This is a genomic window from Amycolatopsis sp. DSM 110486 (assembly GCF_019468465.1).
In the GTDB taxonomy this organism is placed as follows: Bacteria; Actinomycetota; Actinomycetes; order Mycobacteriales; family Pseudonocardiaceae; genus Amycolatopsis.
In genome coordinates this window covers 1,076,868-1,101,820 of record NZ_CP080519.1, presented here as the reverse complement: position 1 = coordinate 1,101,820, position 24,953 = coordinate 1,076,868, and the positions used below count along the sequence as shown (strand labels likewise).

Genomic DNA, 24,953 nt, shown 5'->3' with positions numbered 1-24,953 from the left:
CCGGTCGGCCGAAGGGGCTACGCACACCCCTCGTCACGGGGCGTGAAGCGCTCGTGGTGCACGGCGTTGGCCAACGGCGCGCGGGTGCGCCAGCCGTGGCGCTCGAGGTCCGGGACCTCGGCCAGCGCGGTCACGGGGCCGACGCAGAGCCAGGCCACAGGCCGGATTCCGGCCGGGATGCCGAGCAACGACGCGAGGAACGGCTCGCGGTAGAAGCTCACCCAGCCGACGCCGAGGCCCTCGGCGGTCGCGGCCAGCCACAGGTTCTGGATGGCGAGGCAGACGGAGTACAGCCCGGCGTCGGCGATGGCGTGCCGGCCCAGCACGGCGGGCGCGCCGCGTTCGGCGTCGTAGGTGACGACGATGCCAAGGGTCGACTCGCGGATGCCCTCGATCTTGATGCGGGAGAACGTATCGGCGCGTTCGCCTGCCAGCTCGGCCGCGAACACGTCGCGTTCGTCGTGCACGTGCTGGGCGAACGCCGCGCGCGTGGCGGGGTCGCGCACGAGCACGAAGTCCCACGGCTGGCTCAGGCCCACGCTCGGCGCGGCGTGCGCGGCTTCGAGCACGCGGGTGAGCACGGCGTCGTCGATCGGCTCGCCGGTGAACTCGCCTCGGACGTCGCGGCGGCGGCGAAGAACTTCGTAGAACTCGTCGATCATCGGTGCAGCACCCATTCCACGGCTTCGGCGACCCCCGCGACCTCGGCGGTGGCCGGGCGCGGCGGGCGGCGGACGACGACCACCGGCAGGCCCAGCTCGCGGGCGGCGGTGAGCTTCGCGGCGGTCATCGGGCCGCCGCTGTCCTTGGTGACGAGGACGTCGATGCGGTGCTCGGCCAGCAGCGCGCGTTCTCCGTCCACTTCGTACGGTCCGCGGTTCAGCAGGACCTGGTGCTGCCTCGGCAACGGCGGCTCGGGCGGGTCGACGCAGCGGATGAGGAACCACAACGCGTCGAGCTCGGCGAACGCGGCGAGCCCCTGTCGTCCGCTGGTCAGGAAGACGCGGGAGCCGAGGCCGGGCAGCAGTTCGGCGGCGGCGCCGAGGTCATCGGCCCAGTGCCAGCGATCGCTTTCGGCGGGCTGCCAACCGGGCCGGGCGAGCCGCAGCAGTGGCACGCCGATGGCCGAGGTGGCGGCGAAAGCGTTGGTACCAATGCGTTCCGCGAACGGATGGGTCGCGTCGACAACCGCCGCCACGTCGTGCTCACGCAGCCACGCGGACAGCCCTTCGACACCACCGAAACCCCCGACCCGCACTTCGCCGACGGGCAGCCGCGGCCGGGCGACCCGCCCGGCGAGCGACGACACCACGGCGACCCCGCGCGAGTGCAGTTCGGCCGCGAGCGCCCGCGCCTCGGCCGTGCCGCCGAGGACCAGCACGGTCATCCGCCGTAGCCGACGGCCGCGCGCCAGCGGTCGAGCGTGCGCATGTTCGCGAGCGTCTCGGCCCAGGTCAGCTCGGGTGCCTGCCGGTTGTCCACATGGGCGGCGACGTGGTCGGCCTCGCGCGCGAACACACTCTGCGTCGCCTCGATCTCGATCACCTCGGGCTCGCCGCCCGCCGGCGTCAGCACGATCTGCGACGACGTCGCGCGGCGCATCTGCGGCAGCCAGGCGGGTTTCGGCACGTGGATCTGCCCGGTGGTGCCGTAGATCCGGATGTGGTCGTCCTGCGTGAGCCGGTAGCCGCAGGACAGCTGCGCGATGATGTCGCCCGGCAGCCGCAGCAGGGCCATCGCGAACTCGTCGACGCCGCGGTCGGTCAGCCGCGCCATCCCGGTGACGGTAGTGGGTTCCACGACGTCGATGCCGGTCGCCGCCTGCGAAACGAGCCGCGCGAGCGACGTGCAGTAACAGCCGACGTCGAGGATCCCGCCGCCGCCGAGCGCCGGGTCGGCCAGGCGAGGGGCGTCGTTGGCGCCGGTGTCGAAGCTGAACGAGACGTCGACGGCCCGGACCTCACCGATCGCGCCGCACGAAATCAGCTCGACGAGCCGGCGCGTCTGCGGGTGCAGGCGGTACATGAACGCCTCCATGAGGAAGACGTCGTGGCGGCGCGCCGCGTCGATCACCTTCTCGGCCTCGGCCGCGGTGACCGTGAGCGGTTTCTCGCACAGCACGTGCTTGCCGGCTTCGGCGGCGCGGATCGCCCACTCCGCGTGCATCGGGTGCGGCGTGGCGATGTAGACGGCGTCGACGTCCGGGTCGGCGAGCAGGTCGCCGTAGGAGCCGTAGGCCTTCGGGATGTCGAAGCGGGTGGCGAACTCGCGCGCCCGGTCGGCCGAGCGGGCGGCGACGGCTTCCAGCGTGCCGTGTTTGCTGAGCTCGACGCCGGTCGCGAAGTCGGCGGCGATCGATCCGGCGGCCAGCAGGCCCCAGCGTAGGTCTGTCACAGTGACTCCGGTTGGCTCGCGCGGTCTCGGGTGCTCGAATACAGGAAGCTGTCGGGGAATCCTCCGGCGGCGAGCACCTGGCCGACGAAGATGGTGGCCGCGCGCGTCATTCCCGCTTCGCGCGCCTGTGCGGCGATGTCGGTGAGCGTGCCGCGCACGACGGTTTCGCCCGGCTGGCTCGCCAGCGCCACGACGGCCGCGGGGCAGCCGGCGCCGTAGAACGGCACGAGCTCCTCGGTGACGCGCTCGATGTGGTTGATGGCCAGGTGCAACGCGAGTGTGGTGCCGCTGCGAGCGAAGTTCGCCAGCGTCTCGCCTTCGGGCAACGCCGTCGACCGCGCTTGCGCGCGCGTGATCACGAGGCTCTGCCCGATGCCGGGCACGGTCAGCTCACGGCCCAGCACGGCGGCCGACGCGGCGAACGCGGGGACGCCGGGGACGATGGCGTAGGGCACTCCGGCGGCGTCGAGGCGGCGCACGGTTTCCGCCACCGCGCTGTAGAGCGACGGGTCGCCGGACACCAGCCGCGCGACGTCGTGGCCCGCGTGGTGGGCCGCGATCAGGCGTTCGACGATCTCGTCGAGGCTCAGGTTGGCCGTGTCGACGCGCTCGGTCTCGGGCGCGCAGTACGCGAGCAGGTCGGTCGGCGTCATGCTGCCCGGGTACAGGCACACACCGCAGCGCGCGAGCAGGTCGCGGCCACGGACGGTGATGAGGTCGGCCGCGCCGGGGCCGGCGCCGATGAAGTGAACGGTCATCTCGAACTCCAGGACGTCACGGTGCGCGACGGGGTCCACCCCGTGAACCCGCCGAGCGGCTGCGCGTGGTCGACGGTGATCCTCGTCAGCTCACCACCCCGGCTCGCGTAGGCGTTCGCCAGGATCTGTTCTGCTTCCAGCGTGACACCGTGGGCGACCACGCGGGCACCCGTGGCGAGGCACGCGTCGAGCAGGCCGGGCACGGTGAGGCCGCCGCCGATGAAGACGGCGTCGGGCCGGGGCAGGGTCGCCAGTGCGTCGGGGGCCGGGCCGGTGACCACCCGCAGCTCGGGGACACCGAGTGTGGCGGCGTTGCGAGTGATGCGCTCGGCGCGCGCGGGGTCGCGTTCGACGGCGATCGCGCGGTTGAGCGGGTGCGCGCGGGACCATTCGATGCCGACGCTGCCCGCACCCGCGCCGACGTCCCAGAGCAGCTCGCCGGGGACGGGCGCGAGGTGGGCGAGGGCGGACGCGCGGACGTCGCGTTTGGTGAGCTGGCCGTCGTGTTCGAAGGCGCTGTCGGGCAGGCCGGTGAGCGGGAGCGCAGGGCCGGCGCAGACCAGGGCGAACACGGTGAGCGGGCCGGGTTCGCCGATCCAGCCGTCTTCGATGTGCTCGTCTTCGGCGCCGAGGTTTTCGAGGCTGGTCAGGGTGGACTCGCCGTAGCCGCGGGTCCGGAGCAGCTCCCGCAGGTCGGCCGCGTTCGCGCCCAGCACCAGCACTTTCCGGCGCGGCGCGAGCACCCGGGCCACGCGGTCCACGGCGCGCCCGACGACGGTGATCACCTCGGTCTCCTCGAACGACCAGCCGAGCCGCGCGCGGGCCAGCGTCACCGACGAAAGCGCGGGCAGGACGTCGATCTCGTGGCCGCGGTCGCGCAGGGTCGTGCCGATGCCTGAGAGCAGGGGATCGCCGCTGGCCAGCACGCAGACGCGACTCCCGGCGTGCGCGGCGAGGACGTCGTCGAGCGCCGGGAGCAACGGGCTCGGCCAGGCTTGCGTGCGGACGCCTTCGGGCAGCATCGCGAGCTGCCGCGGCGCACCCAGCACGACGTCGGCTTCGAGCACGGCTTTCCGCGCCCGCTCGGCCAATCCCGGCCAGCCGTCGGCCCCGATGCCGACCACGAACAGGGGTGATTTTTCGCGCACGTTCACCCACGCTAGACGACGCGTTTCCTGTGCGATGATCGGCCGGACGCCGACCACGAGGAGAGCTCTTGAAGCCGTACCCGTTCACCGCCGTCGTCGGGATGCCGGACCTGCGCCTGGCGCTGATCCTGTCCTCGATCTCACCCGCCGTGGGCGGCGTGCTGGTGCGGGGCGAGAAGGGCACGGCGAAGTCGACGATGGTGCGTGCGCTCGCCGGTCTGCTGCCCCAGCTCGACGTGGTGGACGGCTGCCGGTTCTCGTGCGATCCCGCCGCGCCCGACCCCGTCTGCCCGGACGGCCCGCACCCCGCGGGCGCGCCCGCGCACCGGAGGCCGGCGCGGCTGGTGGAGCTGCCCGTCGGCGCGGCGGAGGACCGGGTCGTCGGGTCGCTGAACCTGGAGAAGGCGCTGTCGGAGGGCGTCACGGACTACCAGCCGGGTCTGCTGGCCGCGGCCAACCGGGGCCTGCTCTACGTGGACGAGGTCAACCTGCTGCACGACCACCTCGTCGACACCCTGCTCGATGCCGCCGCGATGGGCCGCGCGACCGTGGAGCGCGAGGGCGTGTCCGTGTCGCACGCGGCGCGGTTCGTGCTGATCGGCACGATGAACCCCGAGGAAGGCGAGCTGCGGCCGCAGCTGCTGGACCGGTTCGGGCTGACGGTCGAGGTCGCGTCCAGCCGAGAGCCCGAGCAGCGCGTGGAGGTGGTCCGCCGGCGCCTCGCGTACGAGGCGGATCCCGACGGGTTTGCGGCCGCGTACGCCGCCGAAGACTCGGCGCTGGCCGCGGACATCGAGGCGGCACAACGGCTTCTGCCCGCGGTGAAGCTGCCCGACGACGCGCTGCGGCAGATCGCCGAGGTGTGCGCGTCGTTCGAGGTGGACGGGATGCGGGCCGACATCGTCACGGCGCGCACGGCCGTCGCGCACGCGGCGTGGGCCGGGCGCAACGAGGTGACCACCGAGGACGTGCGCGTGGCCGCGCGGCTCGCGTTGCCGCACCGGCGCCGCCGCAACCCGTTCGACGCGCCGGGGATTTCCGAGGAGCAGCTGGAACAGGCGTTGCAGGACGCGCAACCGCCTGAGGATCCCGGTCCTGGCCCGGAGGACGACGGTCCCGGCTCGGGTTCCGGGTCCCCGAGCGCCGAAGGTGAGCAGCCGCCGGGGGACCAGCCGGCGCCGCCCCAGCAGCAACCGCAGCAGCAACCGGGCGAGGGGACGGGTTCCGGACCGCAGAACACGGTCGGTTCCGGCGAGACGTTCCGGGCGCGCGTGTTCCGCGTGAAGGGAACCGGCGAAGGCGAGCGTGGCCGCCGGTCGCGGGCCATCACCGACACCGGCCGCACGATCGGGGTCCAGCCACCGAGCGTCCGCGACGGCCGGCCGCACCTCGTCGCCACGATGCGTGCCGCCGCGCCGCACCAGCGGTCCCGTGGCCGCAGCGGTCCCGGGCTGCTGGTGCGTACGCAGGATCTGCGGTTCGCGTTGCGCGAAGGGCGCGAAGGCAACCTCGTGCTGTTCTGCGTGGACGCGTCGGGCTCCATGGGCGCGCGCACGCGGATGCGCGAAGTGAAGACGGCGGTGCTGTCGCTGCTGTTGGACGCCTACCAACGGCGTGACAAGGTCGGGCTCGTCACCTTCCGTGGTGACTCGGCCGAGCTCACGCTGCCGCCGACGATCAGCGTCGAGGCCGCGGCCGCGCGGCTGGAAGGACTGCCGACGGGCGGCCGCACGCCGCTCGCGGAAGGGCTGCTGGAAGCCGCGCGCGTGCTGCGCGTGGAGGCGATCCGCGATCCGCGCCGGCGTCCGCTGCTGGTTCTCGTCACGGACGGGCGGGCCACGAGCGGAGCCGACGCCGTCGCACGCTCGCAGGCCGCGGCGGGGTTGCTGGCCGGCGTCACCACCATCGTGATGGACTGCGAGAGCGGCCGGATGCGCCTCGGGCTGGCGGCGGAGCTGGCCGGGCACCTCGGCGCCGAGCATGTGGCACTCGCCGAGGTCGCGGCCGAGACGCTGGCCTCGGCCGTCCGCGAACGCACCGGGAGGGCTGCCTGATGCCGCAAGGGAAACCGGCCGTCGTCCCGCAGGACGGGCTCACCACGCGACAGCGCCGCAACCGCCCTCTGCTCGCCGTGCACACCGGCGAGATGAAGGGCAAGTCGACCGCCGCGTTCGGCATGGCGCTGCGCGCGTGGAACCAGGGCTGGTCGATCGGGGTGTTCCAGTTCGTGAAGTCGGCGAAGTGGCGCGTCGGCGAGGAAGCCGCGTTCCGCGCGCTCGGGAAGCTGCACGACGACACGGGCGAGGGCGGGCCCGTCGAGTGGCACAAGATGGGCGAGGGCTGGAGCTGGACGCGCAAGTCCGGGACCGACGAAGACCACGCCGCCAACGCGCGCGAGGGCTGGGCCGAGATCAAGCGCCGCCTCGCCGCCGAGACGCACGACTTCTACGTGCTCGACGAGTTCTCCTACCTGCTCAAGTGGGGCTGGCTCGAGGTCGACGACGTGGTGTCCACTTTGGTCTCCCGGCCCGGGCACCAGCACGTGGTGATCACCGGCCGCTACGCGCCGCCGGAGCTCGTCGAGGCCGCCGACCTGGTGGCCGAGATGACGAAGGTCAAGCACCCCATGGACGCGGGCCAGAAGGGGCAGCGGGGGATCGAGTGGTAGCGCGGGTGGTCATCGCCGCGCCCGGCTCGGGGCACGGCAAGACCACCATCGCCGCCGGGCTGATGGCGGCGTTGCGCGCCGCCGGGCACCGCGTGTCGGGCCACAAGGTCGGGCCCGACTTCATCGACCCGAGCTACCACGCGCTGGCCACGGGTCGTCCCGCGCGCAACCTCGACCCGTTCCTGCAGGGTGAGGACCGGCTGGTTCCCTTGCTGCGCCACGGTTCCGCCGACGCGGACATCGCCGTGATCGAAGGCGTGATGGGACTGTTCGACGGCGCGCTCGGCACGGAGGGTTACGCGTCGACCGCGCACGTCGCCCGGGTGCTCGACGCGCCGGTGGTGCTGGTGGTCGACGCTTCGGCCGCTTCGCGCAGCGTCGCGGCGACCGTGCTCGGGTTCGCGAACTACGACACGCGCGTACGCCTCGCCGGGGTGATCCTGAACAAGCTGGGTTCGCAGCGCCACGAGGACGAGATCGCGTCCGCGCTGGAGGCCACGGGCGTTCCGCTGCTGGGTGCGTTGCGGCGCAACGAGAACGTGCACGCGCCGAGCCGCCACCTCGGCCTGGTGCCCGCGGCCGAGCGCGCTGCCGACTCGCAGCGGGTGTTGCCTGAGCTGGCGTCGTGGGTGGCCGGCGGGGTGGATCTTGAAGCCGTGGTCCGGGTCGCGCGGGCGGCGCCGCCGTTGACCGGTCCCGTGTGGACACCGCCCGGTGGCTTCGAGGGACCGCGGACGGTGGTGGCCGCGGCGGCCGGGCCGGCGTTCACGTTCCGGTACACGGAGAACGTCGAGCTGCTGGCCTCGCTCGGCGTGGACGTCGTCGACGTGGATCCGCTGCGGGACGAGCAGCTGCCCGAGGGCTGTGCCGGGTTGTACTTCGGTGGCGGGTTCCCGGAGGTGCACGCGGCGGAGCTGTCGGCGAACAAGCCGTTGCTCACGGCGGTGGCGGACGCGGTCGGGCAGGGTATGCCGGTGAGCGCGGAGTGCGCGGGGCTGCTCTACCTGTGCCGTGAGCTGGACGGACTGCCGATGGCCGGTGTCGTGGACGCGACCGCGGTGATGACCAAACGCGGGAAGCTGGGGTACCGGACGGCGGTTTCGCTGGCGGACAACGTGCTCGCGGTCACGGGCCAGCGCGTGACCGGCCACGAGTTCCACCGCACGGAGCTCACGCCCGGGGCCGGTCCGTCGCCGGCGTGGGGCTGGGAGCGGACGGTGGACGGGTTCGCTTCGAGTTCGCTGCACGCGTCGTACCTGCATGTGCACTGGGCCGGGTATCCGGAGCTGGCGGAACGGTTCGCTACCCACGTACGAACCTTTGCCCAGGTGGCTTCGCGTGGCTGACACCTCGGACTACGACCTGCACCACCACGGCGATCGCGAGGTCGGGCCGGGGCTGGTGGACCTCGCGGTGAACGTCCGGCTGCCGCGCCCGCCCGAGTGGTTGCGGCGGGAGCTGGTGTCCGCTGTGGACAGTCTGGCCGCGTACCCCGATCCGTCGGCGGCACAGGCAGCTGTTGCCGCGCGGCACGGCCGTCCGGTGGACGAAGTGCTGGTGACGGCCGGTGCGGCGGAGGCGTTCACCCTGCTGGCTTCGGCTTTGAAGCCGCGGCACGCGGTGGTCGTGCACCCGCAGTTCACGGAACCCGAGGCCGCCCTGCGCGCGGCGGGTCACGACGTCTCGCGTGTAGTCCTGCCGTCGTCGGACGGTTTCGTGCTGGATCCCGGCCTCGTCCCGGCGTCGGCCGACCTGGTGTTCGTCGGCAACCCGACGAACCCGACCTCGGTGCTGCACCCCGCTCACGTACTTCGTGCCTTGGCACAACCCGGCCGCCTGCTCGTGGTGGACGAAGCCTTCCTCGACGCCATCCCCGGCGAAGCGGAGAGCCTGGCGGGTTCGTCGCTAGACGGCGTGGTCGTGCTGCGCAGCCTCACCAAGACGTGGGGCCTGGCGGGCTTGCGCGCGGGTTACGTCCTCGGCCCGCCTCAAGTCCTCGCGCGGCTGCGGGCCGTCCAGCCACCGTGGTCGGTGTCGACGCCGGCCGCGGTCGCCACGGTCGCCTGCTGCCGCCCGACCGCGCTGGAAGAAGCGGAAAAGCTGGCCGCCACCGCCGAATCGGACCGCGACTACCTCGTGTCCCGCCTGAGCGGACTGGGCATTCCGGTCCTGGGTGACCCGCGGGGTCCGTTCGTGCTGATCGAGGCTCCCGACGAAAGCCTGCGTTCCCGCCTGCGCTCCGCGGGGTACGCGGTGCGCCGCGGCGATACGTTCCCCGGCTTGGGCCCCCGGCACCTGCGCCTGGCGGTCCGTTCCCGCGAGGTGACCGACGGGTTCGTCGCCGCGCTGGCCCGCTCGCTCTAGCCGGCGAGCACGACGAAACCGTGCGTATCACTCGTTTCGGGTGAGGAACCGCCGGTGGTCGGGTGGCACAGTACCGAGTTTCGCGTCTGGTCCGGCAACGCGACATCGACCACCGCACCCATCCCACCGAGGAGACGCATGTCTGTCACGACTGAAGGAGCAGCGCACGATCAAGCGATCCGGCCGTTCACGGTCGAGACGCCCGATGCGGATCTTGATGATCTGCGTGCGCGCATTCTGGCCACTCGCTGGCCGGAAAAGGAACCCGTCTCGGACATCTCGCAGGGCGTGCCGCTGGAGACGATGCAGGCGCTCGCCCGCTATTGGGCGACGGAGTACGACTGGCGCAGATGCGAGGAGAGGCTGAAGGCTCTACCGCACTTCATCACCGAGATCGACGGCCTCGACATCCACTTCATCCACGTTCGCTCGAAACACGAAGACGCGTTGCCGCTCCTCGTCGCGCACGGATGGCCCGGCTCGGTCATCGAGCAGCTGAAGATCATCGATCCGCTCACCAATCCCACTGCCCACGGCGCGAGCGAAGCGGACGCGTTCCACCTGGTGATCCCGTCGATGCCCGGCTACGGGTTCTCGGGCAAGCCGGCCGTCACCGGTTGGGGCCCCGAGCACATCGCGCGCGCCTGGGCGCAGCTGATGAAGCGCCTGGGCTACGAGCGCTACGTCGCCTCGGGCGGCGATTGGGGCGGGCAGATCGTCGATCTGATGGGTGCACAGGCGCCGGGAGGCCTGATCGGCATCCACACCAACTTCCCCGGCGCCGTTCGACCCGATGTCGCCCAGGCCGTGCAGTCCGGCGGCCCGGCACCGCCCGATCTGTCCGACGAGGGAACCCGCCTCTACGAAAAGTTGAAGGACTTCTTCGCGACCGACGTGGCCTATGCCCTCGAGATGGGGACCCACCCGCAGACGCTCTACGGGATCGCCGATTCACCCGTCGGCCTCGCCGCCTGGATGCTCGACCACGACTCGGCCAGTCTGGCGCTGATCGCCCGCGTCTTCGACGGGCAGGACGAGGGCCTGACCCGAGACGACGTGCTCGACAACATCACCCACTACTGGCTGACGAACACGGGGGTTTCCTCGGGACGTCTCTACCGGGAAAACAAGCTCGGCTTCTTCGACCCGAAGGGCGTCTCCGTCCCGGTGGCGGTGAGCGTTTTCCCGGACGAGCTCTACCAGGTGCCGCGGAGCTGGGCGGAGGAGGCCTATCCCCGCCTCGTCCACTACAACCGCCTCGACAAGGGCGGGCACTTCGCCGCCTGGGAGCAGCCGAAGCTGTTCGCCTCCGAGGTCCGCGCCGGATTGCGTTCGGTTCGCTAGATGTCGGTATCCGCACGCGTGCAGATGCCCGCGCTCGGCGGGGCCGAGTGGCTCAACTCCGGGTCACTCGGCCCCGCCGAGCTGGAGGGCCGCGTCGTCGTCGTCAACTTCTGGACGCTGACCTGCATCAACTGGCTGCGCCAGGAGCCCTACGTCCGCGCCTGGTCGCGGGCCTATCGGGACGACGGGTTGGTCGTCGTCGGAGTCCACACGCCGGAGTTCTCGTTCGAGCACAAGATCGACCGCGTGCGGCAGGCGACGATGGAACGAGGAATCGACTACCCGGTCACGGTCGACAACGACTACGCCATCTGGAGCGCCTTCGACAACCACTACTGGCCGGCGCTCTACTTCGTGGACGCCCAAGGCGTCATCCGCGACCACCACTTCGGGGAAGGACGCTACGAGCAGTCGGAGCGCGTCATCCAGCGGCTGCTCGGTGTCGAGCGCGAGCTCGTCTCCGTCGCTGGGCGCGGCGTGGAGGCCGAGGCCGACTGGGAGCACCTGCGGACGTCCGAGACGTATCTCGGCTACGGGCGTGGTGAGCACTTCGCGTCGCCGGGCCGCGTCGGGTTCGACGAACGCCGCACCTACGGGCTCCCGCCGCGCCTGCACCTCGGCAACTGGGCCCTCGCCGGCGATTGGACGATCGGGCCCGAGAACGTCGTGCTCGACCGAGCCGGCGGGAGCATCTCCTACCGGTTCCACGCGCGGGACGCGCATGTCGTGCTGTCTCGCGGTGCGGGGGAGCCGGTTCTCTTCCGCGTGTTCCTCGATGGCGCGGCTCCGGGCCCGGCGCACGGTGTGGACGTCGACGAGGACGGGAACGGCCTGCTCCGGGACGCTCGCCTCTACCAGCTCGTGCGCCAGCACGACGAGGTCCGCGAGCGGACGCTGGAGATCACCTTCCTCGAACCCGGCGCCCAGGCGTACGTGTTCACGTTCGGCTAGCCCCGTCGCCGTCGCCGACCGGAACCGGGTGCGGCTCAGACGGCGAGCGTGAGCAGCGTCGCCGCCACCGCCACTTCGACTCCGGCGCCGAGGACGTCACCGGTGATTCCGCCGAGGCGCCGGACGCACCGGGCGAGCAAGGCGGCCGCGACGAGGTACCCGGCGCCGACCGCGGCTACCCCTTGCCACCACGGCAACCCGGGCGCCAGCGCGGCCAGCGCGGCGGCCACCAGACCGACGGCCACCGCGACCACCCGCGGCACGGACCCCGCCACCGTCGCTCCGAGCCCCTCCGGCCGGGCGGACGGCACGCCGCGCGCGCACGACATCGACAGCGTGCACCGGCCCGCCAGCACGGAGACCACGGCGGCCACGACGCCGTGGTCCGCCGACACGGCGCCGGTCAAAGCACCGACCTGCACCAGGAGCACGAAGACGAGCGTCGCCACCCCGGTCGGGCCCGAGTCGCCGCGGCGCATGACGTCGAGGGCTTTGGCGCGGTCGTACGACGCGCCGAGCCCGTCCGCGGTATCGGCCAGCCCGTCGAGGTGCAGGCCGCGGCTGCCCAGGGCCACCACTCCCAGCGCGAGGGCGGCGACGGCGAGCGCGGGCAGTCCCACGGCCACGCCGCCGGCCACGACCAGGCCCGCGGCCGCCGCGAGGGGGACCGCCGCGACCGGGCCCAGCACCATCGCCGCCCCGGCCACCCCTCGATCGATGACGCGCGGGGCCGGCACGGGCACGGTGGTCAGTGTGCCGAAGGCCAGCCGCAGCGCGTCGCCGAGCTTCACCGGCGCCCCACCCGCAGCCCTCCGGAATCGAGGCACCTGACAACGGCCGCCGGCCGCCCCGCCGCGCTACGCCGCGCCTTGGCAGACGGCCACCCGAATCCTTCGAGCCGTGCTCCGGTGGCCCTCACGTCCTCGCAGGCAGCCCTCACGCGAGGTCCGCCAGCAACCCCATGTCCGCGATGATCGCCCGCGCCGCACGCAGCGTCGGAACGGCCTGGACGGCGCCGCTGCCCTCGCCGAGGCGCAGGCCCAGGTCGAGGATCGGCGTGAGCCCGAGCGCCTTCAACGCGAACGCCTGCGAAGGCTCCGTCGAGCGGTGCCCGGCGAGCCACCACTGCTCGGCACCCGGCGCGATGTCCCGGGCGACCAGGGCGGCCGCGCCGGAGAAGATGCCGTCGAGCAGCACGGGGATGCCCCGCACCGCGGCCTCCACGAGGAACCCCGCGGTGGCCGCGACGCAGGCGCTGCCCAACGCCGTCAGCCGCTCGAACGGATCGGCCACCCGTCCCGCGGCGCGCTGCACCGCGGCCTCGACCACGGCCGTCTTCGCGTCCAAGGCCGCCCCGGACACACCGGTGCCCGTGCCGACGACCTCGGCCGCGGGCAGGCCCAGCGTGGCCGCGACCAGGGCCGCGCACATCGTGGTGTTGCCGATGCCCATGTCGCCCGGGATGAGCAGGTCCGCGTCCGCCTCCTCCGCCGCGATGGCGCGCCCCGCCTCGAACGCGGCGAGGGCCTCACCCGGGGCGAGCGCGTCCTCGACGTCGATGGCGCCCGAGCCGCGGCGGATCTTGTGCGCGGTCACGGAAGCCGGAACATCCGAAGCGTCCCAATCGACCGCGATGTCCGCCACGCGCACGCGAGCGCCGACCTGCGCGGCGAGCACCGTGACGCCACTGCGCCCGGCGAGGAACACCCGCACCATCGCCGCCGTGACCTCACGCGGGTAGGCCGACTGCGCCGACACCCCGTGATCGCCCGCGAAGACGACCACGCGCACGTCGTCCAGCGGACGCGGCGGCACCACGCCGTGGGCGGCGCTGAGCCACGCGGCCAGTTCCTCGAGCCGGCCCAGCGCGCCCAGTGGCTTCACCAGGCCGTCGAGGCGCTCCTGCGCGGCGGCGCGGACGGCGGCGTCGGGCACGGGAATGTCGAAACGCGGCACGGCGGACTCCTTACGGCAGTTCGAGCACCCGCCCGGCGACGACCAGCAGACTCCGGTCGGACTCGGCGGACACCCGGTTGTTGAGTGCGCCCAGCACATCACGGAACAGCCGTCCGGACGACGTAGCGGGCACCACACCGCTGCCAACCTCGTTGCTCACGGCCACCACGGGCACGCGGGCCTGGGTCCACGCGGCCAGGAAGTCCTCGAGCCGGTCGTCGAGACGGCGCTCCCAGCCCGGTTTGCCCGACCACGCGCCGACCTCGTCGAGCACGCGCGAGAGCCACGTGCCGAGGCAGTCGATGAGCAGCGGGCTCGTCGCCGAGCGCAGCACGGTCGCGAGGTCGGTGGTCTCCACCGTGGTCCAGTGGCGCGGGCGCCGGGCCTTGTGCGCGGCGACGCGGGCGGCCCAGTCGGGGTCGTCGTCGCTCGGGGGGAGGCCGGGGGCCACGTACACGAGGTGCGTGTGGTGCGCGACGATCCGCTCCGCGTGCCTCGACTTCCCCGAGCGGACGCCGCCGAGGACCAGCACCTTGCCGTCGTCGCGTCCGTACCGGCGGAGGGTCCGCGCCAGGGTCTCGAGATACCCGGCGAGCCGGTGCGTCAGCTTGGTCATACCCGGCATTCTCGTGCACGCGCTACCGTTCGCCACGTGCCACTCCGACAAGCCGTCACCGCGGCCGGCCTGATCACCGGATATGCGGCCGACTCACTCTTCGGTGACCCCCGCCGCGGGCACCCGGTCGCGGTGTTCGGCAGCTGGGCCGGCGCGCTGGAACGCCGCTGGTGGGCCGACTCGAAGCCGCGCGGAGCGGCGTACGCGGCGGTGTGCGCGGGAGCCGCGACGGGCCTGGGCGTGGCCGCTCAGCTGAGCACGCGCCGACGTCCCTTCGCGCGCTTCGCCCTCACGGCCGCCGCGACGTGGGTCGTGCTCGGCGGCCGCGGGCTCGCGGCGGAGGGCCGCGAGATGGCGCGGCTGCTCGACGCCGGCGACGTCCCCGCCGCCCGTGCCCGCCTGTCGCACCTCTGCGCGCGCGACGCGTCGGAGCTCGACCCCGCGGAGCTCACGCGCGCGGCTACCGAGTCGATCGCCGAGAACACGTCCGACGCTGTGGTCGCGCCGCTGCTGTGGGGCGCCGTCGCGGGCATCCCCGGCCTGCTCGGCTACCGCGCGCTCAACACGCTCGACGCGATGGTCGGCTACCGCTCGCCGCGTCACCGCAACTTCGGCTGGGCGGCGGCGCGCCTCGACGACATCGTCAACCTCGTCCCGTCGCGGGCCGGCGCCGTGCTCACCGCGGTGTCCGCGCCGCTCGCGGGTGGGCAGACCCGGGCGTCGTGGCGGGCGTGGCGGCGCTACGGCTCGCACCACCCGAGCCCCAACGCCGGCCAGGTCGAGGCCGCGTTCGCCGGCGCGCTCGGCCTGCGTCTCGGCGGCACCAACAGCTACGGCGGCGAGGTCGAGGACCGCGGCACGCTCGGTGACGGCCGCGCGCCGCAGCCCGTCGACCTGCGCCGCGCGGTGCGGTTGTCGCGCGTGGCCGGCGCGGCCGCGGCCTTGGTGGCAGCAGCGGTGGCGGTGGCGCGATGAGCGGGCTGCTGGTCGCCGGCACGACGTCCGATGCAGGGAAGAGCCTGGTCACGGCCGGGATCTGCCGCTGGCTGGCCCGCCGCGGTGTGCGGGTGGCGCCGTTCAAGGCGCAGAACATGTCGAACAACTCGATGGTCTGCGCCGACGGTGCCGAGATCGGCCGCGCGCAGTGGCTGCAGGCCCGCGCCGCGCGCGTCGAGCCCGAAGCGGCGATGAACCCCGTGCTGCTCAAGCCGGGCAGCGACCGGCGCAGTCACGTGATCGCGCTCGGGAAACCGTTCGGCACGCTGGAAGCCGGCGGGTACGCGACCGGCCGCGCGGGGCTGGCGGAGATCGCGTTCGGCGCTTTCGAGGACCTGAGCTCCCGGTTCGACGTGGTCGTGTGCGAGGGCGCCGGCAGCCCCGCGGAGATCAACCTGCGCGGCGGGGACTACGTGAACCTGGGTTTGGCGCGGCGGTTCTCGCTGCCGGTGGTCGTGGTCGGCGACATCGACCGGGGCGGCGTGCTGGCGGCGATGTTCGGCACGCTCGCGCTGCTGTCACCGGAAGACCAGGCTCTGGTCGCGGGCTGGGTGGTCAACAAGTTCCGCGGCGACGTCGGCTTGCTGCGCCCGGGGCTGAAGAGCCTCGAAGACGTGACCGGCCGGCCCGTGCTCGGGGTGCTGCCGTGGCTGGACCGCGTGTGGATCGACTCCGAAGACGCGCTGGCCGCCGCGGGCTGGCGGCACGAGGCTCCGCGCGGCGGCGGGCTGCGCGTGGCCGTGGTGCGCTTCCCGCGCGCCTCGAACGCCACCGACGTCGACGCCCTCGCGGCCGAACCCGGCGTGACGGTGAGCCTCACGGCCGACCCGGACACGGTCGCCGCCGCGGATCTCGTGGTGCTGCCCGGTTCCCGCGCCACCGTGGACGATCTGCGCTGGCTGAGCGAGCGCGGCCTCGCCGACGCGGTGACCGCGCGCGCCGCCGCCGGCCGTCCCGTGCTCGGCATCTGCGGCGGCTACCAGATGCTCGCCACCACAATCCACGACGACGTCGAGTCGCGCGCCGGCACGGTCGACGGCCTCGGTCTACTGCCCACCGACGTCACGTTCGCGGGGGAGAAGGTGCTCGGCCGCCCGGTCGGCGAATGGCGCGGCCACCGGGTCGAGGCCTACGAGATCCACCACGGCACGGCATCGGGCACCGCCGAAGAGTCCTTTTTGGACGGTTTTCGCGTCGGGTCCGTGTGGGGCACGACCTGGCACGGCGCCTTCGAAAACGATGGCTTCCGCCGCGCCTGGCTCACGGAGGTGGCGGCGCAGTCCGGGGTCGACTGGACCCCGGCCCCGGACGCGCCAGGTTTCGCGGCCTTGCGTGAGGACATGCTGGAGCGCCTGGCCGACGCCATCGAGTCCGAAGTGGACACCGCGCAGTTGCTGCGGCTGCTGGAAAACGGTGCGCCGGGCGGGTTGCCGTTCGTCCCGCCCGGCGCACCGTGATCCGCTAGTGCGCCACCGGGGCCTTCAGCACGCCGGACTTGGATTCCAGGGTGCAGACCACCGAGCGGTTCTGGTTCTGCCACGCTCCGGCCGGCGGGTAGTACACGCCCATCACCAGGTCCGCCGGCATCGTGGTGTCGACGAAGAACCCCGACTGCGCTGTGGTGCAGTACTGGCGGCTCAGCGTGGTCAGGGCTTCCTCGCCGGGATAGCTCTCGGACTCCGGCAGGGGCACCACTGCATAGATCTCGTCGGCGTGCGCCACGTCGCACGAGACCTTGGCGATGTCGCTGGTGAGCTTGTCGTAGCCGGAGAAGCACTCGCCTTGCTCGGCCGAGAACACGCTGTTGCCGCCGCCCGACAGCTCGTCGATGGCGGCGTCTTCGCTGCTCGAACCGGAGGAGTTGCCGGCGGTGATGATCAGCGTCAGCAGCCACGCACCGCACAGGGCGAGGCCCGCGATGGCCAGGCCGCGGCCGCTGTCGCCGGTGCGCCGGATCTGACGCAGCGCGACGACACCGAAGATCACGCTCAGCAGCAGGCTGATCCCCGGGATCGCCAGAGCGAAGCCGAAGAGCACCTTCAGCAGCGGGACGATCGCGAGCACCAGTGAGGTGATGGCGTAACCGTTGGTCTTGCCCGTCGCGGGTGGCGGCGGTGGCGGTGGCGCGTCCTGGTAGCTCGGCCCGGTCGGCTTGGGCGGCAGGACTGAATCGGACATGAGGGTCCCCTGAATTCTCCGTGGAATCCCCCGACCCGGGCATGATCGTAACCAACCGGGCACCGCTTGCGCGACAACGATTCAAGCAAGACCAGCATCGTGCACGAGAATGGCCACCTGAGTGCGGTTCGAGGCCTCCACTTTGGACATGATGCGGCCCAGATGGACCTTCACGGTGGCCTCGCTGACGCCGAGGTGGGTGGCGATCACTGCGTTGCTCCAGCCCTCGGCGACGGCCACCGCGACCTCGCGTTCGCGGGAGGTCAGCGCCGTCAGCCGCGCCTTCGCGCTCTCCGTGGCCCCGCCTGAGGCGAACTCGCCGAGCAGCCGCCGCGTGATGGCGGGCGACAGCATCGCCTCGCCGCGGCGCACCACGTGCACAGCGCTCACCAGGTCGCGCGGCGGCGTGTCCTTGAGCAGGAACCCGGTGGCGCCGCGGCGCAACGCGGTGTGCACGTACTCGTCGAGGTCGAACGTGGTCAGCACGACCACCGCCGGCGCCTCGGGCAGCGCCGTGACCACGCGGGTCACCTCGAGGCCGTCGACGCCGGGCATCTGGATGTCAGTGAGCACGACGTCGGGTTGATGCCGCGCGACGAGCTCGGCGACGCCCGTGCCGTCGCCCGCCTCCGCGACCACGCGGATCTCCGGATCCGACTCGAGGATCATCCGGATGCCGCTGCGCACGAGCACCTCGTCGTCCAGCAGCACGACCTTGATCACCGCAGCGTCCTCCTCATCTCACGTACCGCCGGCGAGCGGGAACACCGCGCGCACCACGTAGTCACCCGAGCTGTCAGGGCCGACGCGCAGCGCGCCGCCGGCCAACGTCACGCGCTCGCGCATGCCGATCACGCCGTAGCCCGCGCCGGGCAAGCCCGCCGACGCGCCGAGGGCGTTGGCCACCTCGACGACGAGCTTGCCGCTGTCGAGGGACAGCCGGACGCGGATCGGCGCGCCCGGTGCGTGTTTCGCCGCGTTGGTCAGGGCTTCCTGCACGATCCGGTACGCCGCCCGGCCCACCATTTCCGGCACCTGCGGCAGGGGATCGGGTACCTCGGCGTCGACGTCCGCGCCGGCCGCGGCGAGGTCGCCGGCCAGCTGCGCGACGCCGTCCAGCGTCGGGCTCGGCAGCGCCTTCGGCTCGGTCTCCTCCTCGCGCAGCACCCGCAGGATGTCGCGCAGCTCGGTGAGCGCGGCGGCGCTCGACTCGCGGATCACCTCGGCGAGCCGCGCGGTCTCGTCGTTGGGCGCGCGCACGGACAACGCTCCGGCCTGCAGCGCGACGATGCTCACGCGGTGGGCCACCACGTCGTGCATCTCGCGCGCGATCCGCCGGCGCTCGGCCGTCACGGCGCGTTCGGCGAGCAGGTCGCGCGTGCGTTCGGCCTGGTCCGCGCGGTCGTGCAGGGCGTCGACGAGCACGGCGCGCTGGTGCATCCACAGGCCCGCGAGCAAGGGCAGGACCAGCATCAGGGCCGCGACGAAGCCGACGATCTCCCAGGCCTGCAGGTCGTCGGGCCGGTAGGTGACGAACGTGATCACCAGATCCACGGCCACCGCGACCGCCGTCGGCCACTTCGGTCCGCGCTGGGCCGCGACGGTGTAGAGCGAGAAGATCGTGGCGAGCTGCGCCGTCGGCTCGAACCACGCCAGCACCGCCATCGCCAGCATCGTGACCAGCGGGAACCGGCGACGCAGCAGCAACAGCACCAGCACGGCCACGATCGTGAGCTGCCACAGCGCGGGCCGGTTCACGCCGTTGAGCGCCTCCAGCGTGAGCGCGCCCGCGACCGCGATCGCCAGGCAGGCGTCGAGCAGCAGCAGTCGCACGGCGATCACCGTACGACTTTCCGGTTAGCCCGTTCGAGCTGCCCGGCTGATGTGCGTGCGGCGGCGGTCTCGGCAAGGTAGGGCGCATGGTGAAAACGATCGTGAAAACCGCAGCGGTGGCAGGGCTCGCCGCGGTGCTGGCCGCCGGCACCGCGACCGCCGCCACGGCTGATCCCGCGTCTCCCGGCGCGCTGAGCGCGGGCGAGCGGCTGTTCCCCGGGCTCGGCAACGGCGGCTACGACGCCCGCGACTACGACGTCTCCCTCGACTACCGGCCGGGCGTGACCACGATGGACGCGGCGGTGACGATGCGCGCCGTCGCCACGCAGTCGCTGTCGTCCTTCGGGCTCGACTCGGCCGTGGGCGAGATCCGGACGGTCGAGGTCGACGGCACGGCGGCGAAGTTCGTGGTGCAGGGCGAAAAGCTGGTGGTCACGCCCGCGCGGCCGGTGCGCAAGGGCGTGCCCTTCACCGTGCGGATCGGCTACGTCGCGGACCGGGCGAAGAGCCCGCAGTCGCCCACCGGGCAGCCGCTGCCGCCCGATCTCGCCGAGGCCATCGGTGTCTGGCAGAACACCCCGGACGGGTTCGCGGTGATGGGGCAGACGGACCGTGAGCACGCGGTCTTCCCGTCCGACGATGTGCCGGGCGACCCGGCCACCTACACCCTGCGGATCACGACCCCGGCCGACGTGCAGGGCGTCGGCAGCGGCACGCTCGTCGGGAAGCACCGTGCGGGCGACCGGGTGACCTCGGTGTTCCGTGTCGATCGGCCCACGGCCACCGACGTCGTGCAGCTCGCGGCCGGCCACTTCACCGAGGTCGACCAGGTGGGCCCGCACGGCCTGCCGGTGCGCAGTTACGTGACGACGGCGGCGAAACCGGCCGCGCTCGACACCGCGCGCAAGACCCCGGAGATCATCGCGTGGCTGGAGCAGCGCCTGGGCCGCCCGTACCCGTACGCGAGCGCCGGCACCCTCGGCGTCAACCGCCTCTACGGTGGCGGCGTCGCGCTGGAGACCGCGGCGATGCCGACCTACAGCGCCCTGGCCCTCGAAAACCCCCGCGAGGTCTCGACCATGGCGCACGAGCTCACGCACGAGTACTTCGGTGACGCCGTGCCGGTGCGCCACTGGGACGACATGTGGCTCAGCGAAGGCCACGCCACCTTCTACCAGGACCTCTACGACTCCGAGCACGGCGGGAGACCGTTCGACGAGACGGCGAAGTCCGGCTACGCGCAGAACAACGAGATCCTGAAGCAGAACGGCCCGGTCGCCCGCCAGACCTACGCGGCGGGTGTCATGTTCGGCACCGATCTCGGCGGCAAGCTCACGCTGTACGCGCTGCGCAGCCTCGTTGGCCCGGCGACCTTCGACCGCATCGAACGCACCTTCTTCGACGAGTTCCAAGGCCGCCCGGCCGCGACGCAGGACTACGTCGCCGTGGCCGAACGCGTCTCCGGCCGCGACCTGGGCGCGTTCTTCCACGACTGGCTGTACGCGTCCACCACTCCGGCGATGCCGGGCCACCCGGACTGGAGGGCGTGAGATGACCGGCGACCGCGAGATCGCGCCGGCGTCTCGATCAGGCGGTGCGATCGGCCCCTGGCCGATCCGACCGTCTGATCGAGACGCCGGCTCCCAGGCGATCTCGCCGCCTCGGCGGAGCCGAGGCAAAAGACACGGAAGGCGTGAGATGACCGGCGACCTGGACTGGTGAGGCTCAGACGGCTGCCGCGACGGCCTTCTGGGAGGGCTTCAGTACCTTCTCCGCGAAGAAACCGAAGAACAGGCCGAGCGTGAGCCACAGCGTCACCTGCGTGCCGATCGACGCGGTACGGAAGCTCCACAGCGTGGACGCCGGGAACGTCGGCGGCACCTCGTCGATCACCGGCATCAGCCACGCGACCACGGCCATCACCGCGACGTAACCGGCGCAGGCCAGCAGGCCGCCGCGCCACGCGCCGAGGCGGTCGGCGAGCTTGCGGCCGAACACCGTGGCGAGGATGCCCGCGAGCAGGGAGACGGCGACGAAGCCGAAGTACAGCTCGGTGCGTTCCCCGATGGTGCCCGGCTGGCCCACTGCGGGCGGGTTGGCCGGGTACTTGAGGAACGGCACGAAGAACACCACGCCGAACGCGCCCGCGGTGAGCAACGCCGTGGTCAGGCGGGGGCGCAGTGACCCGATGCGGCCGTAGACGAACGCGAAAGCCAGCGAGAACAGCCCGCCGATCGCGACACCGTAGACGAGCACGCCGGTCAGCAGGCCGACGGTGCTCTGGATGTCGCGCGGCACCAGCTCTTCTTCGGGCTCGTCGGCCGGCTGCGCAGCCTCGCCGGTGCCTTGGCCGGCGGCCGGGTCGTGGGTGTGGGAATGCGCGGCGGAGCCGGCCTCCTCGATGCCGATGGCGCTGTTGACCGACGGCTCGCCGAACAGGTAGGCGAAGACGAACGCGAGCACGCCGGCGATCAGGCCCGCGAGCATGCCGCGGACCAGCAGGGACCTCATCATGGTGGTTCGCCCGCCTCAGTGGCAGGGGAACGCGAGCAGGTGCCGGCCGTCGTGCACGAACTCGTGCACGTACATGTTGGCGAACACCGCGGTGGCGCCCTGTTCGGCGCTCACGAAGTAGAGGGCGATGAGGGCGAGCAGGCCCACCAGCACTGCCCACGGAACGATCTGGCGGACGGGGATCCGGACGGGGATCGGTGTGGCGACGGCGGGTGCTGCGGGGGTGGTCACTGTGCCTCCTCGGGCTTTTCGCGGCCTCATCGGGAGCGACACGACGGGTCCGGGTCTGGCTTCCCCTCGAGGTTCGTCGAGGGGTCACAGTGGCGCGACCGCGCGGATTCTCACCGCGTTCCGGAACTCGTCGTCTGGCTGACCGAGCGTAGGTTGCTGTGCTACCGCCCGTCAATGTCACATCGATGTGAGGTGCCCGATGTGAGAATCACGGTATGGCTGAATTGGTGGCGGCATTGGACGTGGGCGGCACGACCGTGAAGGCGGCCCTGCTCGACGGGGAACTCAACGTGCTCGCGACGACTCGCGTGCCCACGGCGAAGAGCGCGGACGGCACGGCGCTGGCCGAGCAGGTGGCCGACGTCGTCTCCTCGCTCGCGGAGCAGGCCGGCACGGGTTCGCCGGGTGCGGTCGGCGTCGTGGTTCCGGGCATCGTCGACGAACAGGCGCGCGTCGCCCGGTTCTCGGCCAACCTCGACTGGCGCGACGTGCCGTTCGGCGACCTGCTGGAGAACCGGCTGGGGCTGCCGGTGGCATTCGGCCACGACGTGAGCGCCGGCGGGCTGGCGGAGTTCCGCGTGGGCGCGGGGAAAGGCTGCACCGACGCGGCGTTCATCGCCGTGGGCACCGGGATCGCAGCCGCGATGCTGCTCGACGGGCGCCTCTACCGGGCCCACGGGCTGGCCGGCGAGGTCGGCCACATCGACGTGGGCCACCGCATCGTCTGCGGCTGCGGCGCCACGGGCTGTCTCGAGGCGATCTCGTCGGCGTCGGCCATCGCGCGCCGCTACACCGAACGGACCGGCCGCCCGGCCGACGGCGCGCAGCCCGTGGTCGACGCCGCGCGCCACGGCGACGAAGCCGCGGTCGCCGTCGTGTCCGACGCGCTCGACGGCCTCGGCCACGGCTTGCGGACGCTGCTGACGTTGCTGGCACCGGAGGTGATCGTGCTGGGCGGCGGGCTGTTCACCGCGGCCGACTACGTACTCGATCCGGTGCGCGACTACTTGGCTTCGGCGCTGACTTTCCAGCGGATGCCGGAACTTCGGGTGGCCTCACTGGGTGACGAAGCCGGGCGGCTCGGTGCGGGGTTGCTGGCGCTGGATCTGTTGCGTGGCAGGTGATTTCGCGGGTGGGCTTCCCGGCGCGGGGCTCGGCGTGGTTCAGGCGCGCGCACACGTTTGCGCGGCTTGTCCACAGGCTTACCGAGTTGTGGACAGCTCGGCCCGTTTTTGGCTTGGCCACGGGTTTTGTCGGGGGCGGCCGATAGACTGGAGCCGGGACGCCCCCCTTGGGAGGGCGGGGGTTTGCCGAGCCAGGTAGGGGATTGCCTTGCGCACCTCGCCCGGTCGCGAACCTCGCCCAGGCGCGCACCTCGGGCCGGGCGGACACGGCGCCGTTGCCGTGACCACCCGGGTCCGTGGCGGGACCGCGGACGGTCCACTGAGGACAAGGCAGGCGCAACAACGCTGGTGCGCCTGCCTCGAGTTGAGGGGATCGTGGCGGGCGCAGCACCGTTGGTGCGCCCGACCACGAGGTCACGCGATCGGCCGGTCCGTCGGCGCGATCGGGGCCGGGAGGAAGGCCCGGCCGGTGAGGAAGGCGTCGACGCCGGCGGCGCACGAGCGGCCCTCGGCGATGGCCCACACGATCAGCGACTGGCCGCGGCCCATGTCGCCGGCGACGAAGACGTTGTCGACGCTCGTGCGGAAGTCCTGGTCGCGCGCGACGTTGCCGCGCTGGTCGAGGTCGACGCCGAGGTCCTCCAGCAGGCCCGAGTGCTGCGGGCCGACGAAACCCATCGCCAGCAGCACGAGCTGCGCGGGCAGCTCGTTCTCGCTCCCCTCGACCGGGACGAACTTGCCGCCCTCGTTGCGCACCTCCACGAGCTTCAGCGCGCGGACGCGGCCGTCGGCGTCGGCCAGGAACTCCTGCGTGTTCACGGAGTACAGGCGCTCGCCGCCCTCTTCGTGGGCCGAGGACACCCGGTAGATCATCGGGTACGTCGGCCACGGGTGCGCGTCCGAACGGTCCTGCGGCGGCCGCGGCATGATCTCCAGCTGAGTCACCGAACGAGCGCCCTGGCGGTGCGACGTGCCGACGCAGTCCGCGCCCGTGTCGCCGCCGCCGATGACCACGACGTCGAGGCCCTCGGCGGAGTACGGCACCGCGTCGAGGTCACCCGAGGCGACGCGGTTGGCCGGCGGCAGGAACTCCATCGCCTGCAGGATCCCGTCGTGCTCGCGGCCGTCGATCGGCAGGTCGCGCCACGCGGTCGCGCCGCCGGCGAGCACCACCGCGTCGTGGTTCGAGCGCAGCTGCTCGATGGTGACGTCCACGCCGACGTTCACCGACGTCCGGAACTCCGTGCCCTCGGCCCGCATCTGGTCGAGCCGGCGGTCGAGGCGGTGCTTCTCCATCTTGAACTCCGGGATGCCGAAGCGCAGCAGCCCGCCGATCTTGTCGGCCCGCTCGTAGACCACCACGCTGTGGCCCGCTCGCGTGAGCTGCTGCGCCGCGGCCAGCCCGGACGGCCCGGAACCGACGACGGCGACCTTCTTGCCCGTCTTCGCCACCGGGATCTGCGGCGTGACCCAGCCTTCGGCGAAGGCCCGGTCGATGATGGAGATCTCGACGCGCTTGATCGTCACCGGGTCGTCGTTGATGCCGAGCACGCACGCGGTCTCGCACGGCGCCGGGCACAGCGTGCCGGTGAATTCCGGGAAGTTGTTGGTCGCGTGCAGCCGCTCGGCCGCCTCGCGCCAGTCTTCCCGCCACACCAGCGTGTTCCACTCGGGAATCAGGTTCCCGAGCGGACAGCCCTGGTGGCAGAACGGAATGCCGCAGTCCATGCACCGCCCGGCCTGCTTCTCCAGCTTGGTCGACGCGAAGTCCTCGTAGACCTCACGCCAGTCCATCAGCCGAAGATCGACCGGACGGCGCTTCGGTTCTTCACGGGTGGTGGTCAGAAAGCCCTTGGGGTCAGCCATGTGCGGCCTCCG

Annotated in this window: 24 protein-coding genes; 10 read left to right on the top strand and 14 right to left on the bottom strand. The window is 72.4% G+C overall.

Annotated features, from left to right (window positions below; genetic code table 11):
• Nucleotides 1-17: 17 nt before the first annotated feature.
• The 5 genes from bluB to cbiE are packed head-to-tail and all read right to left on the bottom strand — an operon-like array spanning nucleotide 18 to nucleotide 4,300.
• A complete protein-coding gene (bluB, locus tag K1T34_RS05290) occupies nucleotides 18-662 on the bottom strand; it encodes a 5,6-dimethylbenzimidazole synthase (protein WP_220243171.1) in 645 nt (214 codons plus the stop codon).
• Nucleotides 659-1,387: a cobalt-precorrin-6A reductase gene (locus tag K1T34_RS05285; RefSeq protein WP_220243170.1), complete on the bottom strand. Its 729-nt coding sequence runs from the start codon at nucleotides 1,385-1,387 to the stop codon at nucleotides 659-661. The genes bluB and K1T34_RS05285 overlap by 4 nt, the downstream gene beginning before the upstream one ends.
• Nucleotides 1,384-2,394, bottom strand: a complete 1,011-nt coding sequence (locus tag K1T34_RS05280) for a Gfo/Idh/MocA family protein (protein ID WP_220243169.1) — start codon at nucleotides 2,392-2,394, stop codon at nucleotides 1,384-1,386. Before K1T34_RS05280 ends, K1T34_RS05285 begins: the two co-directional genes overlap by 4 nt.
• Nucleotides 2,391-3,152, bottom strand: a complete 762-nt coding sequence (locus K1T34_RS05275) for a cobalt-precorrin-4/precorrin-4 C(11)-methyltransferase (RefSeq protein ID WP_220243168.1) — start codon at nucleotides 3,150-3,152, stop codon at nucleotides 2,391-2,393. The genes K1T34_RS05280 and K1T34_RS05275 overlap by 4 nt, the downstream gene beginning before the upstream one ends.
• Entirely contained in the window at nucleotides 3,149-4,300 is a 1,152-nt protein-coding gene (gene cbiE, locus K1T34_RS05270) for a precorrin-6y C5,15-methyltransferase (decarboxylating) subunit CbiE (RefSeq protein ID WP_255638326.1), read from the bottom strand. The genes K1T34_RS05275 and cbiE overlap by 4 nt, the downstream gene beginning before the upstream one ends.
• 68 nt (nucleotides 4,301-4,368) lie before the next feature.
• Between cbiE and K1T34_RS05265 the strand changes: the two genes are divergently transcribed.
• The 6 genes from K1T34_RS05265 to K1T34_RS05240 are packed head-to-tail and all read left to right on the top strand — an operon-like array spanning nucleotide 4,369 to nucleotide 11,627.
• Nucleotides 4,369-6,354, top strand: a complete 1,986-nt coding sequence (locus tag K1T34_RS05265) for a putative cobaltochelatase (RefSeq protein WP_220243166.1) — start codon at nucleotides 4,369-4,371, stop codon at nucleotides 6,352-6,354.
• On the top strand, nucleotides 6,354-6,968 hold the full coding sequence (gene cobO / locus K1T34_RS05260) for a cob(I)yrinic acid a,c-diamide adenosyltransferase (protein WP_220243165.1): 615 nt from the start codon (nucleotides 6,354-6,356) through the stop codon (nucleotides 6,966-6,968). Before K1T34_RS05265 ends, cobO begins: the two co-directional genes overlap by 1 nt.
• Before the next feature lie 5 nt (nucleotides 6,969-6,973).
• Nucleotides 6,974-8,314 carry a cobyrinate a,c-diamide synthase gene (locus tag K1T34_RS05255; protein WP_255638324.1) on the top strand — a complete coding sequence of 447 codons (1,341 nt, stop codon included), beginning with the start codon at nucleotides 6,974-6,976 and terminating at the stop codon, nucleotides 8,312-8,314.
• Complete coding sequence (cobC, locus tag K1T34_RS05250) at nucleotides 8,307-9,332, top strand: Rv2231c family pyridoxal phosphate-dependent protein CobC (RefSeq protein WP_255638323.1); 1,026 nt, start codon at nucleotides 8,307-8,309, stop codon at nucleotides 9,330-9,332. The genes K1T34_RS05255 and cobC overlap by 8 nt, the downstream gene beginning before the upstream one ends.
• Before the next feature lie 54 nt (nucleotides 9,333-9,386).
• On the top strand, nucleotides 9,387-10,676 hold the full coding sequence (locus K1T34_RS05245) for an epoxide hydrolase family protein (protein ID WP_255638322.1): 1,290 nt from the start codon (nucleotides 9,387-9,389) through the stop codon (nucleotides 10,674-10,676).
• Complete coding sequence (locus tag K1T34_RS05240; RefSeq protein WP_220243162.1) at nucleotides 10,677-11,627, top strand: redoxin domain-containing protein; 951 nt, start codon at nucleotides 10,677-10,679, stop codon at nucleotides 11,625-11,627.
• Between the two features lie 35 nt (nucleotides 11,628-11,662).
• Here the strand turns inward: K1T34_RS05240 and K1T34_RS05235 are convergent, their stop codons facing one another.
• From K1T34_RS05235 to K1T34_RS05225, 3 genes are all read right to left on the bottom strand, one after another.
• Nucleotides 11,663-12,418: an adenosylcobinamide-GDP ribazoletransferase gene (locus tag K1T34_RS05235; RefSeq protein WP_255638321.1), complete on the bottom strand. Its 756-nt coding sequence runs from the start codon at nucleotides 12,416-12,418 to the stop codon at nucleotides 11,663-11,665.
• Nucleotides 12,419-12,563: 145 nt separating this feature from the next.
• Nucleotides 12,564-13,583, bottom strand: a complete 1,020-nt coding sequence (gene cobT / locus K1T34_RS05230) for a nicotinate-nucleotide--dimethylbenzimidazole phosphoribosyltransferase (RefSeq protein WP_255638320.1) — start codon at nucleotides 13,581-13,583, stop codon at nucleotides 12,564-12,566.
• A gap of 10 nt (nucleotides 13,584-13,593) precedes the next feature.
• On the bottom strand, nucleotides 13,594-14,199 hold the full coding sequence (locus tag K1T34_RS05225; RefSeq protein WP_220243160.1) for a bifunctional adenosylcobinamide kinase/adenosylcobinamide-phosphate guanylyltransferase: 606 nt from the start codon (nucleotides 14,197-14,199) through the stop codon (nucleotides 13,594-13,596).
• A gap of 36 nt (nucleotides 14,200-14,235) precedes the next feature.
• Between K1T34_RS05225 and K1T34_RS05220 the strand changes: the two genes are divergently transcribed.
• Nucleotides 14,236-15,174, top strand: coding sequence for a cobalamin biosynthesis protein (locus K1T34_RS05220; RefSeq protein WP_220243159.1), 939 nt, complete (start codon nucleotides 14,236-14,238; stop codon nucleotides 15,172-15,174).
• Complete coding sequence (locus tag K1T34_RS05215; RefSeq protein WP_220243158.1) at nucleotides 15,171-16,652, top strand: cobyric acid synthase; 1,482 nt, start codon at nucleotides 15,171-15,173, stop codon at nucleotides 16,650-16,652. The genes K1T34_RS05220 and K1T34_RS05215 overlap by 4 nt, the downstream gene beginning before the upstream one ends.
• 4 nt (nucleotides 16,653-16,656) lie before the next feature.
• Here K1T34_RS05215 and K1T34_RS05210 read toward each other — a convergent pair whose 3' ends face one another.
• The 3 genes from K1T34_RS05210 to K1T34_RS05200 all read right to left on the bottom strand — a co-directional run bounded on the left by K1T34_RS05210 (nucleotide 16,657) and on the right by K1T34_RS05200 (nucleotide 19,215).
• Nucleotides 16,657-17,373, bottom strand: a complete 717-nt coding sequence (locus tag K1T34_RS05210; RefSeq protein ID WP_220243157.1) for a DUF4190 domain-containing protein — start codon at nucleotides 17,371-17,373, stop codon at nucleotides 16,657-16,659.
• 81 nt (nucleotides 17,374-17,454) lie between these two features.
• Nucleotides 17,455-18,096, bottom strand: coding sequence for a response regulator transcription factor (locus K1T34_RS05205; RefSeq protein WP_220243156.1), 642 nt, complete (start codon nucleotides 18,094-18,096; stop codon nucleotides 17,455-17,457).
• 18 nt (nucleotides 18,097-18,114) lie between these two features.
• On the bottom strand, nucleotides 18,115-19,215 hold the full coding sequence (locus K1T34_RS05200; RefSeq protein ID WP_220243155.1) for a sensor histidine kinase: 1,101 nt from the start codon (nucleotides 19,213-19,215) through the stop codon (nucleotides 18,115-18,117).
• A 77-nt stretch (nucleotides 19,216-19,292) separates the two neighbouring features.
• Here K1T34_RS05200 and K1T34_RS05195 point away from each other — a divergent pair, with 77 nt between their 5' ends.
• Nucleotides 19,293-20,756 carry a M1 family metallopeptidase gene (locus tag K1T34_RS05195; protein WP_220243154.1) on the top strand — a complete coding sequence of 488 codons (1,464 nt, stop codon included), beginning with the start codon at nucleotides 19,293-19,295 and terminating at the stop codon, nucleotides 20,754-20,756.
• Between the two features lie 175 nt (nucleotides 20,757-20,931).
• On the opposite strand, the gene K1T34_RS05190 is transcribed toward K1T34_RS05195, so the two are convergent.
• Together K1T34_RS05190 and K1T34_RS05185 are read right to left on the bottom strand one after the other, a co-directional pair.
• Nucleotides 20,932-21,720: a CbtA family protein gene (locus K1T34_RS05190; RefSeq protein WP_220243153.1), complete on the bottom strand. Its 789-nt coding sequence runs from the start codon at nucleotides 21,718-21,720 to the stop codon at nucleotides 20,932-20,934.
• A gap of 15 nt (nucleotides 21,721-21,735) precedes the next feature.
• On the bottom strand, nucleotides 21,736-21,951 hold the full coding sequence (locus K1T34_RS05185) for a CbtB-domain containing protein (protein ID WP_255638318.1): 216 nt from the start codon (nucleotides 21,949-21,951) through the stop codon (nucleotides 21,736-21,738).
• A 215-nt stretch (nucleotides 21,952-22,166) separates the two neighbouring features.
• Here K1T34_RS05185 and K1T34_RS05180 point away from each other — a divergent pair, with 215 nt between their 5' ends.
• The gene (locus K1T34_RS05180; RefSeq protein ID WP_220243151.1) at nucleotides 22,167-23,075 is read left to right on the top strand and encodes an ROK family protein; all 909 of its coding nucleotides are present in this window, start codon (nucleotides 22,167-22,169) and stop codon (nucleotides 23,073-23,075) included.
• A gap of 414 nt (nucleotides 23,076-23,489) precedes the next feature.
• On the opposite strand, the gene K1T34_RS05175 is transcribed toward K1T34_RS05180, so the two are convergent.
• Complete coding sequence (locus K1T34_RS05175) at nucleotides 23,490-24,941, bottom strand: glutamate synthase subunit beta (RefSeq protein WP_220243150.1); 1,452 nt, start codon at nucleotides 24,939-24,941, stop codon at nucleotides 23,490-23,492.
• Nucleotides 24,942-24,953: the final 12 nt, after the last annotated feature.

What these genes read in the sequence shown, in the direction of transcription:
- bluB (WP_220243171.1), bottom strand. Translation starts at nt 662, where the DNA reads ATGATCGACGAGTTCTACGAAGTTCTTCGCCGCCGCCGCGACGTCCGA.
- K1T34_RS05285 (WP_220243170.1), bottom strand. Translation starts at nt 1,387, where the DNA reads ATGACCGTGCTGGTCCTCGGCGGCACGGCCGAGGCGCGGGCGCTCGCG.
- K1T34_RS05275 (WP_220243168.1), bottom strand. Translation starts at nt 3,152, where the DNA reads ATGACCGTTCACTTCATCGGCGCCGGCCCCGGCGCGGCCGACCTCATC.
- cobO (WP_220243165.1), top strand. Translation starts at nt 6,354, where the DNA reads ATGCCGCAAGGGAAACCGGCCGTCGTCCCGCAGGACGGGCTCACCACG.
- K1T34_RS05240 (WP_220243162.1), top strand. Translation starts at nt 10,677, where the DNA reads ATGTCGGTATCCGCACGCGTGCAGATGCCCGCGCTCGGCGGGGCCGAG.
- K1T34_RS05225 (WP_220243160.1), bottom strand. Translation starts at nt 14,199, where the DNA reads ATGACCAAGCTGACGCACCGGCTCGCCGGGTATCTCGAGACCCTGGCG.
- K1T34_RS05215 (WP_220243158.1), top strand. Translation starts at nt 15,171, where the DNA reads ATGAGCGGGCTGCTGGTCGCCGGCACGACGTCCGATGCAGGGAAGAGC.
- K1T34_RS05210 (WP_220243157.1), bottom strand. Translation starts at nt 17,373, where the DNA reads ATGTCCGATTCAGTCCTGCCGCCCAAGCCGACCGGGCCGAGCTACCAG.
- K1T34_RS05195 (WP_220243154.1), top strand. Translation starts at nt 19,293, where the DNA reads ATGGTGAAAACGATCGTGAAAACCGCAGCGGTGGCAGGGCTCGCCGCG.
- K1T34_RS05190 (WP_220243153.1), bottom strand. Translation starts at nt 21,720, where the DNA reads ATGATGAGGTCCCTGCTGGTCCGCGGCATGCTCGCGGGCCTGATCGCC.
- K1T34_RS05180 (WP_220243151.1), top strand. Translation starts at nt 22,167, where the DNA reads ATGGCTGAATTGGTGGCGGCATTGGACGTGGGCGGCACGACCGTGAAG.
- K1T34_RS05175 (WP_220243150.1), bottom strand. Translation starts at nt 24,941, where the DNA reads ATGGCTGACCCCAAGGGCTTTCTGACCACCACCCGTGAAGAACCGAAG.